Below are 16349 nucleotides of genomic sequence, written 5' to 3'. Positions count from 1 at the left end.
ATGAGCAAGAGATTACACCTTTTCCAGGGGTATGGAATAGAACTGGAATACATGATTGTAGATAGAGACACGCTCGATGTAAAACCCATTGCGGATGAGCTATTGAAAGAGGCGCTGGGCAAATATGGTGAAGAGTATGAGAATGGATCTGTCAGTTGGTCTAATGAATTGGTTCTTCATGTGGTGGAGTTGAAGTGCAGTTCACCCACCGCTGACCTTGTTCAGTTGGAGGAAGATTTGCACAGAAACATCCTAGAGGTAAATCAGCGACTTAAACGATTTAATGCGCGATTGATGCCTACTGCTGCACACCCCTGGATGAACCCTAAAAAAGAAACATTTCTTTGGCCACATGGTAATTCTGAAATCTACGAAAAGTACAACGAGCTTTTTGATTGTCAGGGGCATGGGTGGTCTAACCTCCAGAGTACACATTTGAATTTGCCCTTTTACGATGATGAGGAGTTCGCTAAGCTGCACACGGCGGCCAGACTTATTTTGCCTATTATACCGGGACTTACGGCGAGTTCACCAATACTTGATGGTGCCTTTACGGAATATCACGACAGGCGAATGGTGTATTACAAAAACAATCAGAGGAGGTTTGATAGCATCACTGGTAAGGTTGTTCCGGAGGGAGTCACCTCCAGGCATCAATATCAAAAGCATATTTATGATAGAATTGCTAAACAAATAAAGCCTCACGACCCGCAAAATATTCTGGAACCTGTTTGGGTGAATTCCAGGGGAATCATCGCCCGTTTTGATCGAGGTTCTATCGAAATCAGAATTCTGGATATCCAGGAAAGCCCAAAAGCAGACCTGGCCATCTTAGCGTTGATTATTCATACTATAAAATTGTTTGTGGATGGTAAACTCACCAGCTATCATGACCAGCTTAACTGGGAAGTCGAGCCACTTTACAACATTCTGAAAAAGTGTATAAGGAAGAGCAGTGATACAGTAATAGATGATCCTGCATACTTACAATCTTTGGGCATTAGCCAACAAGAAATGCCGGTTATAGACATTTGGAAACATTTCATGGATTTGTGTTTAAAATTCTATCCGGAGAAAATGGCTCATTGGAAAGACCCGTTAAACCAAATTTTTGAGCATGGATCTTTGGCAAAGCGTATTCTTGAAGTAGCCAACGGACAATACACGAAGGAAAATTTAAAGCTGATCTACCAGGAACTAAGCCAAAACCTAGAAGAGAACAAAATTTTTGAGCCATGCGACACGTCCATATCCTTGTAACCTGTGAGCATGCCGGAAATCAAATTCCAAAGCAATACAAGCATCTTTTTAAAGATCAGGAGGTTCTTTCTAGTCATAGAGGAATTGATTTAGGAGCACTTCCCTTTGCCCAGCAGCTGTCTGATCTACTAAGAGTTAAATTGTTTGAAACACGCATCAGCAGACTGCTCGTAGACTGCAATCGAAGCATTAGCAACCCTCATGTTTTTTCGGAATTTGTTGATGAGTTAAAATCACCTGAAAAGAATCTGATTTTACAGAAATATTACTTTAGATACAGGAACGCAATTGAAAGTTATATCCATCAGCATAGTATTCGTAAGCCGGTACTGCATATTTCTATGCATACATTTACACCCACCTGGGAGGGAAAAGAACGGAAGATCGATGTAGCTCTTCTTTTTGATGAGCAGCGAGTAGCTGAAAATGAGCTTTGCTTCAAATGGCAGGAAAAATTAAAGGAGGAGCTGACAGATTTCGATGTGTTGGTCAATGTGCCATATAAAGGATCCGATGATGGTTTTACCACCTATTTGAGAGGGAAATTCACCTCTCCTCAATACATGGGAGTGGAGATTGAGATCAATCAGAAATGGGCTGAAATGAATCAGGGTTCACAGATGGTTGAGGCGATATACAAATCGCTTGAAGCTACGTTAGAGAATATAGAGTTTCATCAAACTACAATGTCATGAAAATTGATGAGGAAATTTTAATCGGTGAATGCCTGGAGCTGATCTCCTTACATAAAAACATTCAATGTGACCAAAGTAAGAAAGAGTCTGATTTGGATTGGTACCGCAGAATTCAAACCTTACTACATGATATTCAGGAAGAACCGGATAGAAATTCGGCCAAAGACCGGTCGGCGGTTCTCATCAAAGCGATCAATGAGTTGATTGCGGACAAACAATAAAATTTTCTGAAAAATCCTGTGACCTTTTATTAAACCCACGTCTCACTAATGTGATTAGGTAGGTGATAAGATACCGGCAGTTTCGAAAGAAAATCCTCGTGCTGCCGGTTAACCTTCTCCGACCAATCTAATAGCATTCGATAGAATATGAAATTAAAATTGATGGCTATTTCCATGCTGGTGATAGCTGGATGTAGCAAAGTGCAAAAAGAGGCTCAGTTGCAAGAAACGAGCAAAGTTGACTCACTACTTCAGGTAGTGGAGGAGCATAGGTATGCCGTGGCTTTATTGAGCCAGATAGGCATGTACATGGATTCGATTGACCAAAACCGCAAGATGATCGCAATTGATTTGGAAACAGGTCTTAATGAGGAGGACTACATACAGCGAATGAAGAGCCTGAATGAGTACACTCAGAAAGCTGAATGGACAATTGCTGAACTTGAAAAAACAAGAGCTGCATATGCAATTCAGGTTAAGAGACTCAAAAAGCAAATAGTTGAGCAGGGTGACCAAATCGCAATTCTTCAAATGAGCGTAGAAGACTACAAGACAAAAAACACAAGTCTGGAGAATGAAGTCAAATTGACAAGAGACCAATTGTTAGATACTCAGGTGTCACTCAGTTACAATGAAAACGTATTGGCTGAGACTGAGAATAAGGTTGCTGAACTTGATGAAAAACTGACACTTTCTGAAGCGGAAACTTTGTATGCAAAAGGAGAGGGACTGGAGTTGATGGCGTCTCGAATTGAATTTGCACCTAAGCGGAAAAGAGAAACACTGGAACAATCATTGGCTTACTATAAACAAGCCATTGAACTGGGCCATACTCCTGCAAGAGCAAAAGCAGAAAACATCGAAAAACTTCTAAAATAACACCGATTGAAGTTGCATGATGAGTGAAAAGGAGGAGGGGTAAAACTCTCCTTTTTTTGTGACCTTTTCTCAGTTTCTCGTCTTAATTGAAAACAACATTATGTCAAGAGTTATTTTAATATTAGCGACTGTCTTCACTCTGATATTCTTTGGTTTTTTGGTTCATAATGACAAAAAGCAGGAGGAGTCAGAGGAAAGTGATGAGGTTGGTTAGAATTAATTTTTCACAAAGACCTTTTCGCTTTCCGGATGGTGAGCCTGGTACAGGTAGTAGTTTATTCCATCTTTTAGCCCTACGTCAGGGACTATGATACTTTTTGCCTTGGCGGATTTCATTACTTCAATGTAAATATCAGAGGCAGGGATGATGACATCTGCACGATCCGGATTTAGTTGAAGTTTGTTTAATCGGTCTTCAAGGGAAAGATTTTTCAAAACTTCCTGAGTTCGGATTAGGGTGTCAAGCGACATTTTACGCTTTTTCTTTTCGGGGTTAGACAATTCGTAAAGTTTATTGATGTTACCCCCTGTACCAACAGCCGTAATTTTCTCTCCTTTTTTAAAAGCATGTTTGGCCACCCAATTCCTCATCTCATCCCAGGCTTCCGGCACATTTCTTCCCTCCAGTGTTCGAACTGAGCCTATCTTAAACGAATGAGTATAAACCTTCTCGTGCTTTTCATAAATATTGAGCTCCGTGCTACCACCTCCCACATCAATGTGGATGTAATGTCCGTCATCCAATCCTTGCAGGATTACTTTATTAATCATATCTGCCTCTTGCTCTCCACTGATAATTTCAATAGAAAGACCCATCTCTTCCTTCACCCGATCCACAATGGCTTTTCCATTTTCAGACTCGCGCATTGCTGATGTGGCGCATCCATAATAGCCGTCCACCTCGTAGAGATTGATGAGGTTTTTGTAAGCAGTCATAAGTTTGAAAAAGCGCTCTTCATTGAACTCACTAATGCGACCCTGAGAAAACACATCCCGACCTAATCGAAGGGGGAATCGGACATACTCCAGTTTCTTAAATGTGATGATTTTTTCGTATTCAATCACTTTGGTAATCTGCAACCTGACCGCATTTGATCCTATGTCTATCGCCGCTAATTTCATTGTTGCCTAAAGGTAATACCTGAATATTTGTGAGGAATTAATTTCTGATATATTTGCACTACTTATCAAGAAAGACCGAGGGACTGGGCCCGTTGACGTCTTAGCAACCTGATCGCCAGCGTGTGATTTCCGGTGCTACTTCCCATCCTGCAGTTGCGGGAGAGATGAGTCGAATCCAATCGGAACTTTCTCTGGTAAGTAAGCTTTAAGCCAGAGAATGAAGAAACTAACAGACCTTTTACATAAAAAAATCCTGGTGCTCGATGGAGCCATGGGTACGATGATTCAGCGTCATAAGCTGGATGAAGATGATTTCAGGAATGAGGCTTTGAAGAATCATGAAAAATCCCTGAAAGGAAACAATGACCTGCTTTCCATTACACGCCCTGATATCATTAGAGAAATCCATTCAAAGTACTTCAAAGCGGGCGCTGACATAGCCGAAACGAATACTTTTTCCAGTACAACCATCGCGCAAGCTGATTATGGGTTAGACGGTCTGGTCTATGAGTTGAATTATCAGTCAGCAAAAATTGCCAGGGAAATAGCAGATGAATTCACACAAGCTGAGCCGGATAAACCAAGGTTTGTGGCTGGAGCAATGGGGCCAACCAACCGAACAGCCTCCCTTTCTCCGGACGTTAATGATCCCGGTTTTCGAGCAATTACATTCGAAGAGTTACGAGTTGCTTATAAACAACAGGCAGAGGCACTGATTGATGGAGGAGTAGATATGTTGCTTGTTGAAACGGTTTTCGATACACTCAATGCGAAGGCCGCTCTGTTTGCTATTGACGAGATCAAGGAAGAACGAAAAATGGATATTCCGGTGATGGTTTCGGGCACGATCACTGATGCTTCTGGGCGGACACTTTCGGGACAAACCACAGAAGCTTTTCTGATCTCCATTCAACATATGGATTTACTAAGTGTGGGTCTGAATTGTGCACTCGGAGCTGCTCAGCTCAGACCATATTTGAAAGTGCTCGCAGATAAATCAGACTTTTTCGTCAGCGCACATCCAAACGCTGGTTTGCCCAATGAATTTGGCCAGTATGATGAAACACCTGAGATGATGGCAGAACAGATCAAGGCATTTCTGGAAGAAGGCCTGGTCAACATCATTGGAGGTTGTTGTGGGACTACACCCGAGCATATAGGTGCGATAGCTGATCTGGCTGCAAAGTATAAACCAAGAATTGTTGGCAGTCAACAGTCGACTGTCAGCAGATTAACCGTTCACTAAACAATTATGGCATTCAAGTTTGAAAATTTAAGAGTTTGGCAAAGAGCCCTAGTGTTGACAGGTGATATTGATGAGCTTACCAAAACGTTTCCATCCGATGAACGCTTTATACTTACATCACAGATAAAAAGAGCTACTGATTCAATCTGCTTAAACATTGCGGAAGGTTCTACCGGACAATCAAATAAGGAATTTGCTAAGTTTCTTGGGTATGCTCAGCGATCCGGCATTGAAGTGATTTCATGCTTATATGTTGGTCAAAGAAGAAGTATTATTTCAGAGCAGGACTTTGATCGATTTTATAAAGAAGTTGAAGAAATTATTGTAATGATTCAGGCTTTAAAGAAGGGGTTGAGATGAGTGAGTCAACAACAAATCAGTCGACTGTCGACGGAAAACCGTTGATCCATGAAATGAAGCCATTGATTCTTTCAGGCTTAGAGCCACTAATAGTTACGGAACACACCAACTTCGTCAATGTCGGTGAACGAACCAATGTCACCGGATCTAAACGTTTTGCCAGGCTCATTGCAGAAGATAAATACGACGAAGCATTAGAGGTTGCTTTGGATCAGGTTCGGGGAGGGGCTCAAATTCTGGATGTGAATATGGATGAAGGCATGCTCGACGGTAAAAAAGCGATGGTCAAATTTCTTAACCTGATTGCTTCCGAACCGGAGATTGCCAGAATCCCTATCATGGTCGATTCTTCGAAGTGGGAGATCATTGAAGCCGGACTTCAATGTATTCAAGGTAAGGGAGTTGTCAACTCTATTAGTCTGAAGGGCGGTGAGGAAGAGTTTATTGAGCAGGCCAGGAAGGTCAAGCGATATGGAGCCGCGGTTGTGATAATGGCCTTTGATGAAAAAGGACAGGCTGATACATTCGAGCGAAGAATTGAAATATGCAGACGCTGCTACCAAATACTTACGGAAAAAGTCCATTTTCCACCCCAGGATATCATTTTTGATCCTAATATTTTTCCTGTTGCAACTGGTATAGCTGAGCATAACAATAACGCTGTAGATTTCTTTAATGCAACCAAATGGATCAAGGAAAACCTGCATGGCGCCAAAGTGAGTGGAGGGGTAAGCAATGTCTCTTTCTCTTTTCGTGGTAATAATGTGGTTAGGGAAGCAATGCACTCTGCATTTCTCTATCATGGCATTAAAGCCGGTATGGACATGGGGATTGTCAATGCGGGGATGATCGAGGTATATGATGAAATCCCAAAAGACTTGCTGGAACATGTGGAAGATGTGCTGCTAAATCGAAGAGAGGATGCCACGGAAAGGCTACTTGCTTTTGCTGAGAACGTCAAAGGTGAGGGCAAAAAGAAAGTAGAGGATCTAAGTTGGAGAGAGGCATCTGTTGAAGATCGTTTGTCCCATGCGCTCATAAAAGGAATTATTGATTTTATAGAAGACGATACGGAGGAGGCAAGGGTTAAATATCAAAGTCCACTTAAGGTCATCGAGGGTCCGCTAATGGATGGGATGAACATAGTCGGTGATCTTTTTGGCAGTGGAAAAATGTTTTTACCACAAGTGGTAAAAAGTGCCCGGGTGATGAAGAAGTCTGTCGCTTATCTCACTCCCTACCTGGAAAAAGAAAAAGCTTCAGGAAATACGAAAGGAAAAGTGCTTCTTGCTACTGTAAAAGGGGATGTGCATGATATAGGTAAGAATATCGTAGGTGTGGTCATGGCTTGCAACAACTTTGATATTGAAGATATGGGCGTGATGGTGCCTGCCGATAAAATACTGGATCGGGCGGAGGAGATCGGAGCGGATATCATCGGTTTGAGTGGATTAATCACTCCATCGTTGGATGAGATGGTGATCGTCGCTGAGGAGATGAGCAGGCGTAAAATGAAGACCCCTTTATTAATTGGAGGCGCTACCACATCACGAATTCATACGGCCGTAAAGATTGCGCCAAAATATGATCAGACAGTCGTTCATGTGTTGGATGCTTCAAAAAGTGTGGGTGTCTCAACAAGTTTATTGAGTGATAAAGCTGCCGACTACAGCAAACAAATAAAATCGGAATACGAAGAGCTGGCCGCCGGACATGCATCCCGAACGGAGGCTAAAAGCTATATTTCCTATGCTAGTGCAAAATCAAATCCGGCTCCAATCGATTGGTCAGATCATTCTGTCGATCGACCGAAACACCCTGGAATTACTGTATTTGAGGATTACGACTTAGCTGAAATTAGACAGTATATCGACTGGACTCCTTTCTTTTCTACCTGGATGTTGAAAGGAAAGTATCCGAAGATTCTTGAAAATCCAACGGTGGGTGATGAAGCGAAGAAGCTGTTTAATGATGCTCAATCCATGCTTGGTGCGATCATCAAAAATCGATCACTTAAAGCAAGAGGAGTGGTGGGTCTTTTCGAAGTAAGTAGAGAAGGGGATGATGTTCAGGTCGTTGGACATGATCACCAATTCCATTTTTTAAGGCAGCAAGGAAAGAAAGCTCCTGGTGTGCCCAACCTTTCATTGGCGGACTTCTTAGATCCAAATCAACGTGATTATATGGGAGGGTTTGCAGTGACTGCCGGAATTGGGATTGAGGCGCTGATTGAAAAATATAGAGCCGAGCATGACGACTATAAGGAGATCATGGTGAAAGCATTGGCGGATCGATTGGCAGAAGCTTTTGCCGAGCTGATGCATGAAAAAGTGAGGAAGGAACTGTGGGGCTATGCTGCTGATGAAAAGTGGTCCAATGAGGACTTGATCAAGGAAAAATACCAGGGTATTCGTCCTGCACCCGGCTACCCGGCTTGTCCCGATCACACGGAAAAGCGAACGCTGTTTGCCTTACTGGGGGTAGAGAAAAATACAGGTATTACATTAACAGATTCTTATGCGATGTATCCCGCCTCTTCAGTCAGTGGATTTTATTTTTCACATCCGGATTCAAAATATTTTGGGTTAGGTAAGATTAGCAAAGATCAGGTTGAAGACTATGCAGCTCGAAAACAAATGAAAGTAGAGGAAGTTGAGAGGTGGCTTGCTCCGAACCTAAGTTACGAAAGTTGAGATGTGTTAAAGTGCTAATGTTATGGCCAAAGTAGAATCATTTGAAGATCTTGATTGCTGGAAATCAGCAAAGGAACTAACAATACAGATTTATAAAATTTGTGATGATACAAAATTCAAAAATGAATTCTTTGCAAAAGACCAGCTAAAAAGAGCGGCACTTTCATCAATGAACAATATTGCGGAGGGCTTTGGTAGATTCTCCAATAAGGAATTTATTCGATTTCTGAATATTTCAACTGCATCTTTAGATGAAGTTCATAGTATGCTATTGTTATACTTTGAATTGGGATTCATTTCTGAACCTGATAAATCAAAAGCAATTGAAACTTTGAAGAAGAGCAAACATCAAACTTTAGGCTTTATTAAATACCTCCGAACCAAACTCTAACACCTAGTACTTAGAACTAACTTAACCTTTGAAATGAAAGTAACCGAACATATTGCAAACGCAGATAGTACTCTTTTTTCTTTGGAGATCATTCCTCCGAAAAAAGGGGATAGCATCAAGAACCTTTTTGATCAAATTGACCCATTGATGGAGTTTAAGCCTCCATTCATTGATGTGACCTATCATCGGGAGGAGTTTGTCTATAAGGAGCGAGAAAATGGATTGCTTGAAAAGCGAAGCATCAAAAAACGACCGGGCACGGTTGGAATTTGTGCTGCTATTCAAAATCACTATCACATCGATGCGGTTCCCCACATAATCTGCGGAGGTTTCTCGAAAGAGGAAACGGAGAATGCATTGATTGATTTGAATTTTCTGGGAATTGACAATGTCCTTGCTCTTCGCGGTGATAATATTAAATCAGAGAGAGAATTCAAGCCTGAGCCGGATGGGAATGCGTATGCCTCGGACTTGGTGGAGCAAATCTCCGATATGAACAAAGGGGAGTACCTGGATGAAGAGTTACAAAATGCTATACCGTCTAACTTCTGTATTGGGGTGGCCGGCTATCCGGAAAAGCACTTCGAAGCGCCCAATATGAATTTTGATTTGAAGTGGCTAAAGAAGAAAGTGGAACTGGGGGCAGAATACATCGTCACCCAAATGTTCTTTGACAATAAAGCTTATTTCAAATTCGTGGATGACTGCAGAGCCATTGGTATTGATGTGCCAATTATACCTGGTATCAAACCCGTCGCGGTAAAAAGGCACCTCACAATACTTCCAAATATTTTTAAGATTGATTTACCGGATGAATTGGAGCAGGCGATCACCAAGTGCAAAGACAATGCTGACGTCAAAGAGCTAGGTATTGAATGGGGAATTCAGCAGTGTCGCGAGCTGATTGAAAAAGGTGCCCCGGTGATCCACTTTTATAGCATGGGAAAATCAGACGCCATCCACCGGATAGCAAAGGAGTTTTTTTGATCGCTATTTCTCATGATATCTATTATCTGCATCCAGCCACGCCAACTTTGTTTCTTCAATTGTGAATTCACCGCGATCCACATCAAATAGTAATTCTTCTGTTCTGGATTCTCCTGAATTCAACGTTCCAAAAAAACCAACATCCTCCTCAATGATATGATTGCCTGATTTGAGTTTGACTTTAAGTTGGACATGAAACGCAGTTGGTTTACCTATATTTTTTACAGTGTAGCTTTTTGCCAGATGTCCGTATTTACCCTCTGAAAAATTTGAATTACTGATTATGGTACATTTCGGGGGCGTAAATGCAAGACTTACAGGATCATCTGCAGAGCATGATATCGTAAATATGGTTAACAGGGTGATAGAGAATTTTTTAATCATAGGATTAGTTTATTTCTTTGATCTAATTCAAATCCCGTACCAAAAGACATTAAATGAAAATCATCGAATGCCCCAGAGACGCCATGCAGGGCCTGCACGACTTTATACCTACTGCGACTAAGATCAATTATATTAATCAACTGCTTAAAGTGGGGTTTGATACCATTGATTTCGGAAGCTTCGTTTCTCCAAAGGCCATTCCTCAGATGCGGGATACGGCAGAGGTGTTAGAGGGCCTGAACCTGTCAGAAACACAATCGAAATTGTTGGCTATTGTGGCGAACATTCGGGGCGCGAAGGATGCATGTCAATATGATGAAATCCAATACCTGGGATATCCACTATCCCTTTCTGAAACTTTTCAGCAGCGCAATACCAACCGAACGATCAACGATGCTTTCAATGATCTCTCTGAAATGCAGGAGCTGGCGGATGATCACGAGAAAATTTTAGTGGTGTATTTATCGATGGGTTTTGGTAATCCTTATGGAGATCCGTATGAAATGGATTATGTGGGCGAGTTTGTGGATCGTCTAGACAAGATGGAAGTTCAAATTATTTCTTTGGCAGATACGATTGGGGTTTCCGAACCAAAAAATATCACCAACCTATTCGAGACATTGATTCCTAAATTCCCGCATATTGAGTTTGGCGCTCATTTACATTCGACACCCGAAACCATCAAAGAAAAAGTAAAGGCAGCTTATGAGGCTGGATGCCGTAGAATGGATGGAGCGATCAAAGGATTTGGTGGCTGTCCTATGGCTAAAGACGACCTTACTGGCAACATGGCCACTGAAGTGATGCTTTCCTGGCTCAATGAAAATAACGTTGAAACAGGCATTAATAAGGAAGAATTTGAAGGAGCCATGAATATGGCCCCTTCAGTATTTGGCTAGTTGTGTGTTTTTTATTCGTCCTTCAGTACGTCCACCGGGTTGATTGTGGCCGCAGCATAAGATCGATAACCCATGGTCATCATCGCAATTAGGAGGATGGAACCAAGTGCTACAGCAATGATCTCCCAGCCAAAGGTGATACGGTATTCAAATCCATTTAGCCATTGATTCATTAGCCAATATCCAGCTGAAGCAGCAATAAGAAACGCAATAGTGAGTATAATCATTACTTCTTTGAGAAAAATTCGAATGATCTGCATGACTTCAGCACCTACTACCTTTCTTATTCCGATTTCCTTTTTCTTGGCATTGGCCATATAATCAATGAGTCCATATAGGCCCAATACCGTGATGATCAATGCAATCACCACAAAGAAGCTGGTCGATTTAGAAATCACTTCTTGAAATCGATACCTGTTTTTAATCTGCTCATCCAAAAAATCATACTGAATCAGCAGATTGGGGTACACCTGATCCCAAATTGATTCAACCTTCTTTAAGGTAGCCTGCATATCTTCTTTTCCATAGTCAGAGATATTTATTGCTAGCTCATAAAACCCATCTTTTCGATACCCTAGCATCACGGGAGTTTGTTCATCAGCTAAGGAACGAACCATGAAATCATCTACCACACCCACGATTTTGAACTTTCCGCCCCAGCTAGCCTCAATGGTTTTTCCAAGCGCTTCTTGTGCGTTTCCGAGCTTAAGTTTTTCCAGCGCTTTCTCAGTCACCAAAACATTTCCATCAGGATCCTGGGCGCTTATGTTTCTTCCACTGATCAATTGAATATCGAATAAGTCGAGGTACTTCTCATCAATACTTTTCGAGTTGAATGTGATCAGCTCTTCATTGCTATATTCCGGATTAAAATATTTATCCGTGTTATTTGTTCTGGCAACCGGACTACCCAGATTTAGTGAAGCTCCTGAGATCTCTGGTTCAGCTTCCATGAGCATTTGAAGACGGTGTTGTTTTTCAAAATCAGGCTCAGGAAACGTCATGCTAATGATGTCGTCACTCTTAAAGCCCATGTCAAAACTTTTCATGTATTTCATCTGAGAAAAAATGACAGTCGCACTGATGATCAATAAAATAGAGAAGCTAAATTGCACACCCACTAACATTTTTCTTAGGGGGACTTTACTTTGTCGATCGATATTAGAAACTCGGGTTTTGATTGCGTTAAGAGGAGAGAATCCAGATAAAATCAAGGCAGGGTAGAATCCTGAAAAAAGTGTCATGCCAACAACTACAACAGATGAGAAAATGACCCAATCCATAAGAGCTACTTCTGCTATACTAATTTCGAATCCAATGGTACCAAATAGCCTAAGAATTTGATCTGCAAGGCCAAAACCGATAAGTAGTGAGAACAAAACAATTACCAGGCTTTCCATCATGAACTGGGCAATAAGCTGGATTCGCTGGCTTCCCATCACTTTTCTTATCCCTACCTCTTTTGCACGCTTGATTGCTCTTGCTGTTGATAGATTAATGAAGTTAATGGCACCAATCATCGCCAGGAAAACAGCAATGCTGTAGGATAAGATTTTATAGTGATTTTCAAATGAAATCCCGCTATAGTTCTGTATTGGCTCAATATGGATGGCATCCAGTGACTGTAATCTCAGGGTGTATCCATCAATGACATTGTGTTTCTTAAAGGCTGCATTTATATTCTGCTGCACCAGGACTGGATCGGCATCTTTATGTATTTTCAAAATGCATTGTGTGCCTCCATTCAGCCTTCCCCAGATTTCTGGTCCGAAGTACGGATTTAGTCCCTCTTGCTTTTCGTAGCTGGCTATCATGGTAAATGGGAAATCTGTCTTTCTTGGGAAGTCTTTGTAGATCCCAGCAACTCTTAATGTGTGTTTATTCCCAATGATGATGGTTCGTCCGATTGTTGATTGGAAATCAGAATTAACATCGAAAAACTTCTTTGCTGTTGATTCGGATAGATAAACCTGATCCGGTCCGAAAGACTCAGGACCACCCACGGTCCAATCAAAGGTCAGGATGTCAAAAGCGTCTGACTGCACAAACCCCATCTTTTCCTGCCTGATCTTCTTGAGTTGATCATCAGGCAATGGAATATTCACCTGATCATTCAGCATGAAAAGGTTGGAGATAGCGATTACATCTGATAGCTCCTCTCTCAATCCTTTGGCTAATGGATGAGGTACAGTTGCCGTTGTTCCCGATTCATCGCCAATGTGATAATCTCCTACGATACGGTAGAATTGATCACGATCCTTTTGATGTGTATCAAAGTTTGAATTGAAATTGACAATGGTATAAATAGCAATGACACATGAAATGCCTAATGATAACCCAACCAGTCCAAGTCCGAAATAGGTTTTATTTCGACTGAATGTTCTGAAAGAAGTAATGATGAAGTTTTTAAGCATAGTTAGTTGCGTTTTGGTTATTGAAACTATTAACAATACTATGCCATAAGTGAAAAGTGACAGATTATCAATTACTTACAGAAATTCCATTCAATTTTAATGTTCGAATTCGGACGAAAAACTGAACATTAAACCACTCCAAACTTCTTCCCCGGCATGCTCTTTACAAGATTCTTAAACTCTAAGCTGAGTAGGTGAGAAGCAACCTGATTGATGGGGACCTGGGTTTTCATGGCAATCAAGTCGATTTCAAGAGGAAAACGATTTTTGTTCAATAATTCATAAATCGATTGCTCCGGCTCACTAAGCTCCGGCATTACTTTCGGAGCGTCATCCTGACTATCCACATCCCAGTTTAAATGATATACAAGGTCCTCTAAACCTGTGTAGATCAATGCTCGTTGTGTGGCGATGAGTTTATTAGTGCCTTCAGAGTAGGTATGCCCCACATCTCCGGGCACGGCGAAAACGAGCCGATTGTACGAGTCTGCAATATTTGCTGTAATCAATGCACCACCTTTCGCTGCAGCCTCCACAACGATAGTGGCATCTGCCATCCCGGCGATGATCCGGTTACGAGCCGGAAAAAGGTGTGGATCCGGTTTGGTTCCCGGGATACATTCGGAGATAATTGCTCCGGTTTCCTGCATCTGCTCAGCATACTTTTTATGTATGGATGGGTAGATCCGATCCAGTCCTCCTGCCAATATTGCAAGGGTAGGCGTGTTATTGTTCAGGCTTGCTTTATGAGCTTGGATGTCAATTCCGTACGCCAAGCCACTGATGACAGTCACATTGAGGGTGGCTAAGTCACCTACTATTTTGTCTGTTATACTCTTGCCATATTCTGTGGCTTTTCGTGTACCAACAACCGCAATGGTCTTTCTGGGATTCAAATCACCAGCACCTTTTTTATAAATGATGTTGGGTGAGTCGGGAGCCTGCTTCAGCCTGTTGGGAAAATCTGAATTGGTATAATGAAGCACTTCTGCTCCAATATTTTCTGCCGATTTTAGAATGGCTTCTGCTTCTTTGAATGGACTGGCCTGTTTAATGACTTCAGCCATTTTTTCACCAACACCGGGAATTTTGAGGAGTTTACTTTTTGAAGCTCTAAAGACTTCAGTGGCAGATCCACAGTAGCTCATCAGCTGCTTTGTGCCTCTGTTACCAATACCTGGAATTAGCTCCAGTGCAATCTGGAAAACCAACTCCTCTGACATGAATTATAGCTCTTGCTTAAGATCTGTGAGGAATTTTCTGATTCTTTTGAGCGACTCTATCATCTCCATTTTATCAGAGGCAGCTTCTCCGCCATTGGAAATAAAGTCTCTTGCACCCTGCAGGGTATAACCCTTTTCCTTCACCAGGTGATAAATCAGTTTGACATTTTGGAGGTCGTCTTTGGTGAATTGCCTGTTACCTTTTCGGTTCTTCTTCGGCTTGATGTTATCAAACTCGCCCTCCCAGAAACGAATAAGAGAAGTCGCTACACCCAATTCATCGGCTACCTCACCGATGGTGTAGTACTTCTTTTCGATTTCCTTTTCCTTGTAGGGCACGGTTGGTGAGTAGGCTTTAGTTTTTATTGAACTCAATACTTCCACTGTCATCTATCGTCACCGGATTTTCAGGGAAGTCTTCCAAAGATAATCGTTGGATTGTTTTTATTGAAGAAAGATTCAAATCATTTCTTGGTCCATGAGAATAACTTTGTCGAAAAGCATGAATTTTTCCTTTGAGAAACCTTCCTGAAGCGTCTGTTTTGACTTCAAGGATCGGTGCTTCACCAGCCAGCCCTCTCAAATTAAATCTTCCATAGGTCAAAAAATTTCCCAGGCTGTATGCAATGATTCGTTCTTTGTAAACTTCTATAGCCCGAACGATGTGAGGACCATGCCCAAGTACAAGGTCAGCACCATTGTCAATCATCAAATGTGCAAGCTCATATACATTACCTCTATCTTCTCCATAATAGAATTCTCTTTCTCTGGTAACATGCTGATGCTTCGATCCTTCAGCTCCGGCATGAAAGGAAGCGATCACAATGTCCGTGAGGCTGTCTAAGTGCTGAATGGTCGATTTGATATTTTCATATTGGTGGATGCTGACTGTTCCCCGATTGGGTGCAAAAGCGCAAAAACCAATTTTTAGCCTTCCAATTTTCTTGATAGTGAAGGGCTGATCAACGGATCCTGCGTGAGCAATACCAAGTGAATCCAGCACTCGTTGGGTGTTTTTTCGTCCTGTCGTTCCAAAATCATTCGCGTGATTATTGGCCACACTCATCAGGTCAAACCCACTTTCGACAAAGTTTTGGGCAAGGTATTCTGGTGACCGAAAAAGGTAGCAAAGCTTTGGATTGTTGCATTCCTTTTGTTCACCACCTTCATTCAAAATCGTTCCTTCAAGATTTCCAAATGTGATATCTGCCTGATTGAGAAGGGAACGAACATCATCCCAGAGATAAGCGCCATTTCCTCCCGGCAAATACGACTGGTCAGGGAAGTTAGTGCCCCCCATGATATCTCCCACAGCTGCTATGGTAACCGTGTCTGGCAGTAACCTTTCTATTGGAATTGCAATTTCCTCATCCAGGTTGGCCAGTGTGTCGTCTTTCTGTGTGATCAGGTAGATGGTGTCAATCTCAACATCCTTGACGATCGTGTCTACAGGAATCAAGACTGGTGCTGATGGTGTCTTTTTGATTGACTTACATGCCCAAACAGAAATGAGGATTAAAACAAAGTATCGTGCTTTCATCGGGTACAAATAAAAAAGCGGTTAGCCAGAAATTG

At 41.8% G+C, this 16349-nt stretch carries 16 protein-coding genes and 1 riboswitch; of the genes, 10 read left to right on the top strand and 6 right to left on the bottom strand.

What is annotated here, in order from left to right:
• From ACOQON_RS12570 to ACOQON_RS12555, 4 genes are all read left to right on the top strand, one after another.
• Complete coding sequence (locus tag ACOQON_RS12570) at window positions 1–1260, top strand: carboxylate-amine ligase (protein ID WP_420575769.1); 1260 nt, start codon at window positions 1–3, stop codon at window positions 1258–1260.
• Entirely contained in the window at window positions 1236–1955 is a 720-nt protein-coding gene (locus ACOQON_RS12565) for an N-formylglutamate amidohydrolase (protein ID WP_420575768.1), read from the top strand. Before ACOQON_RS12570 ends, ACOQON_RS12565 begins: the two co-directional genes overlap by 25 nt.
• Window positions 1952–2176 (top strand): hypothetical protein, encoded by a 225-nt coding sequence (locus ACOQON_RS12560; RefSeq protein ID WP_420575767.1) that lies wholly within the window; start codon window positions 1952–1954, stop codon window positions 2174–2176. The genes ACOQON_RS12565 and ACOQON_RS12560 overlap by 4 nt, the downstream gene beginning before the upstream one ends.
• Before the next feature lie 147 nt (window positions 2177–2323).
• Window positions 2324–3055, top strand: coding sequence for a hypothetical protein (locus ACOQON_RS12555; protein WP_420575766.1), 732 nt, complete (start codon window positions 2324–2326; stop codon window positions 3053–3055).
• Window positions 3056–3271: 216 nt separating this feature from the next.
• Here the strand turns inward: ACOQON_RS12555 and ACOQON_RS12550 are convergent, their stop codons facing one another.
• Window positions 3272–4177, bottom strand: a complete 906-nt coding sequence (locus tag ACOQON_RS12550; RefSeq protein WP_420575765.1) for a Ppx/GppA phosphatase family protein — start codon at window positions 4175–4177, stop codon at window positions 3272–3274.
• A 59-nt stretch (window positions 4178–4236) separates the two neighbouring features.
• Window positions 4237–4348, top strand: a riboswitch (SAM riboswitch).
• 46 nt (window positions 4349–4394) lie between these two features.
• Here ACOQON_RS12550 and ACOQON_RS12545 point away from each other — a divergent pair.
• The 5 genes from ACOQON_RS12545 to metF are packed head-to-tail and all read left to right on the top strand — an operon-like array spanning window position 4395 to window position 9854.
• Window positions 4395–5423 (top strand): homocysteine S-methyltransferase family protein, encoded by a 1029-nt coding sequence (locus ACOQON_RS12545; RefSeq protein ID WP_420575764.1) that lies wholly within the window; start codon window positions 4395–4397, stop codon window positions 5421–5423.
• Between the two features lie 6 nt (window positions 5424–5429).
• Window positions 5430–5783, top strand: a complete 354-nt coding sequence (locus ACOQON_RS12540; protein WP_420575763.1) for a four helix bundle protein — start codon at window positions 5430–5432, stop codon at window positions 5781–5783.
• A complete protein-coding gene (gene metH, locus ACOQON_RS12535) occupies window positions 5780–8476 on the top strand; it encodes a methionine synthase (RefSeq protein WP_420575762.1) in 2697 nt (898 codons plus the stop codon). Before ACOQON_RS12540 ends, metH begins: the two co-directional genes overlap by 4 nt.
• A gap of 22 nt (window positions 8477–8498) precedes the next feature.
• The gene (locus ACOQON_RS12530; RefSeq protein ID WP_420575761.1) at window positions 8499–8867 is read left to right on the top strand and encodes a four helix bundle protein; all 369 of its coding nucleotides are present in this window, start codon (window positions 8499–8501) and stop codon (window positions 8865–8867) included.
• A 33-nt stretch (window positions 8868–8900) separates the two neighbouring features.
• Window positions 8901–9854 (top strand): methylenetetrahydrofolate reductase [NAD(P)H], encoded by a 954-nt coding sequence (metF, locus tag ACOQON_RS12525; RefSeq protein WP_420575760.1) that lies wholly within the window; start codon window positions 8901–8903, stop codon window positions 9852–9854.
• 3 nt (window positions 9855–9857) lie between these two features.
• Here the strand turns inward: metF and ACOQON_RS12520 are convergent, their stop codons facing one another.
• Window positions 9858–10238: a hypothetical protein gene (locus ACOQON_RS12520; protein WP_420575759.1), complete on the bottom strand. Its 381-nt coding sequence runs from the start codon at window positions 10236–10238 to the stop codon at window positions 9858–9860.
• 53 nt (window positions 10239–10291) lie between these two features.
• Here ACOQON_RS12520 and ACOQON_RS12515 point away from each other — a divergent pair, with 53 nt between their 5' ends.
• A complete protein-coding gene (locus ACOQON_RS12515; RefSeq protein ID WP_420575758.1) occupies window positions 10292–11137 on the top strand; it encodes a hydroxymethylglutaryl-CoA lyase in 846 nt (281 codons plus the stop codon).
• An 11-nt stretch (window positions 11138–11148) separates the two neighbouring features.
• On the opposite strand, the gene ACOQON_RS12510 is transcribed toward ACOQON_RS12515, so the two are convergent.
• The 4 genes from ACOQON_RS12510 to ACOQON_RS12495 all read right to left on the bottom strand — a co-directional run bounded on the left by ACOQON_RS12510 (window position 11149) and on the right by ACOQON_RS12495 (window position 16314).
• Window positions 11149–13551: an FtsX-like permease family protein gene (locus ACOQON_RS12510; protein WP_420575757.1), complete on the bottom strand. Its 2403-nt coding sequence runs from the start codon at window positions 13549–13551 to the stop codon at window positions 11149–11151.
• A gap of 128 nt (window positions 13552–13679) precedes the next feature.
• Window positions 13680–14774 carry a DNA-processing protein DprA gene (gene dprA, locus ACOQON_RS12505; RefSeq protein ID WP_420575756.1) on the bottom strand — a complete coding sequence of 365 codons (1095 nt, stop codon included), beginning with the start codon at window positions 14772–14774 and terminating at the stop codon, window positions 13680–13682.
• Between the two features lie 3 nt (window positions 14775–14777).
• Window positions 14778–15113, bottom strand: a complete 336-nt coding sequence (locus ACOQON_RS12500; RefSeq protein ID WP_420575755.1) for a MerR family transcriptional regulator — start codon at window positions 15111–15113, stop codon at window positions 14778–14780.
• Window positions 15114–15129: 16 nt separating this feature from the next.
• Window positions 15130–16314, bottom strand: coding sequence for a CapA family protein (locus ACOQON_RS12495; protein WP_420575754.1), 1185 nt, complete (start codon window positions 16312–16314; stop codon window positions 15130–15132).
• Between the last annotated feature and the right edge of the window lie 35 nt (window positions 16315–16349).

This window comes from Ekhidna sp., from assembly GCF_965221965.1.
Lineage (GTDB): Bacteria > Bacteroidota > Bacteroidia > Cytophagales > Cyclobacteriaceae > Ekhidna.
The sequence above is the reverse complement of the archived record's forward strand: the minus strand, read 5'-3'. Positions and strand labels throughout refer to the sequence as shown.

Excerpts from the sequence above, each read along its gene's own strand:
- ACOQON_RS12570 (WP_420575769.1), top strand. The coding sequence starts at position 1 with ATGAGCAAGAGATTACACCTTTTCCAGGGGTATGGAATAGAACTGGAA.
- ACOQON_RS12565 (WP_420575768.1), top strand. The coding sequence starts at position 1,236 with ATGCGACACGTCCATATCCTTGTAACCTGTGAGCATGCCGGAAATCAA.
- ACOQON_RS12560 (WP_420575767.1), top strand. The coding sequence starts at position 1,952 with ATGAAAATTGATGAGGAAATTTTAATCGGTGAATGCCTGGAGCTGATC.
- ACOQON_RS12555 (WP_420575766.1), top strand. The coding sequence starts at position 2,324 with ATGAAATTAAAATTGATGGCTATTTCCATGCTGGTGATAGCTGGATGT.
- ACOQON_RS12550 (WP_420575765.1), bottom strand. The coding sequence starts at position 4,177 with ATGAAATTAGCGGCGATAGACATAGGATCAAATGCGGTCAGGTTGCAG.
- ACOQON_RS12545 (WP_420575764.1), top strand. The coding sequence starts at position 4,395 with ATGAAGAAACTAACAGACCTTTTACATAAAAAAATCCTGGTGCTCGAT.
- ACOQON_RS12540 (WP_420575763.1), top strand. The coding sequence starts at position 5,430 with ATGGCATTCAAGTTTGAAAATTTAAGAGTTTGGCAAAGAGCCCTAGTG.
- metH (WP_420575762.1), top strand. The coding sequence starts at position 5,780 with ATGAGTGAGTCAACAACAAATCAGTCGACTGTCGACGGAAAACCGTTG.
- ACOQON_RS12530 (WP_420575761.1), top strand. The coding sequence starts at position 8,499 with ATGGCCAAAGTAGAATCATTTGAAGATCTTGATTGCTGGAAATCAGCA.
- metF (WP_420575760.1), top strand. The coding sequence starts at position 8,901 with ATGAAAGTAACCGAACATATTGCAAACGCAGATAGTACTCTTTTTTCT.
- ACOQON_RS12520 (WP_420575759.1), bottom strand. The coding sequence starts at position 10,238 with ATGATTAAAAAATTCTCTATCACCCTGTTAACCATATTTACGATATCA.
- ACOQON_RS12515 (WP_420575758.1), top strand. The coding sequence starts at position 10,292 with ATGAAAATCATCGAATGCCCCAGAGACGCCATGCAGGGCCTGCACGAC.
- ACOQON_RS12510 (WP_420575757.1), bottom strand. The coding sequence starts at position 13,551 with ATGCTTAAAAACTTCATCATTACTTCTTTCAGAACATTCAGTCGAAAT.
- dprA (WP_420575756.1), bottom strand. The coding sequence starts at position 14,774 with ATGTCAGAGGAGTTGGTTTTCCAGATTGCACTGGAGCTAATTCCAGGT.
- ACOQON_RS12495 (WP_420575754.1), bottom strand. The coding sequence starts at position 16,314 with ATGAAAGCACGATACTTTGTTTTAATCCTCATTTCTGTTTGGGCATGT.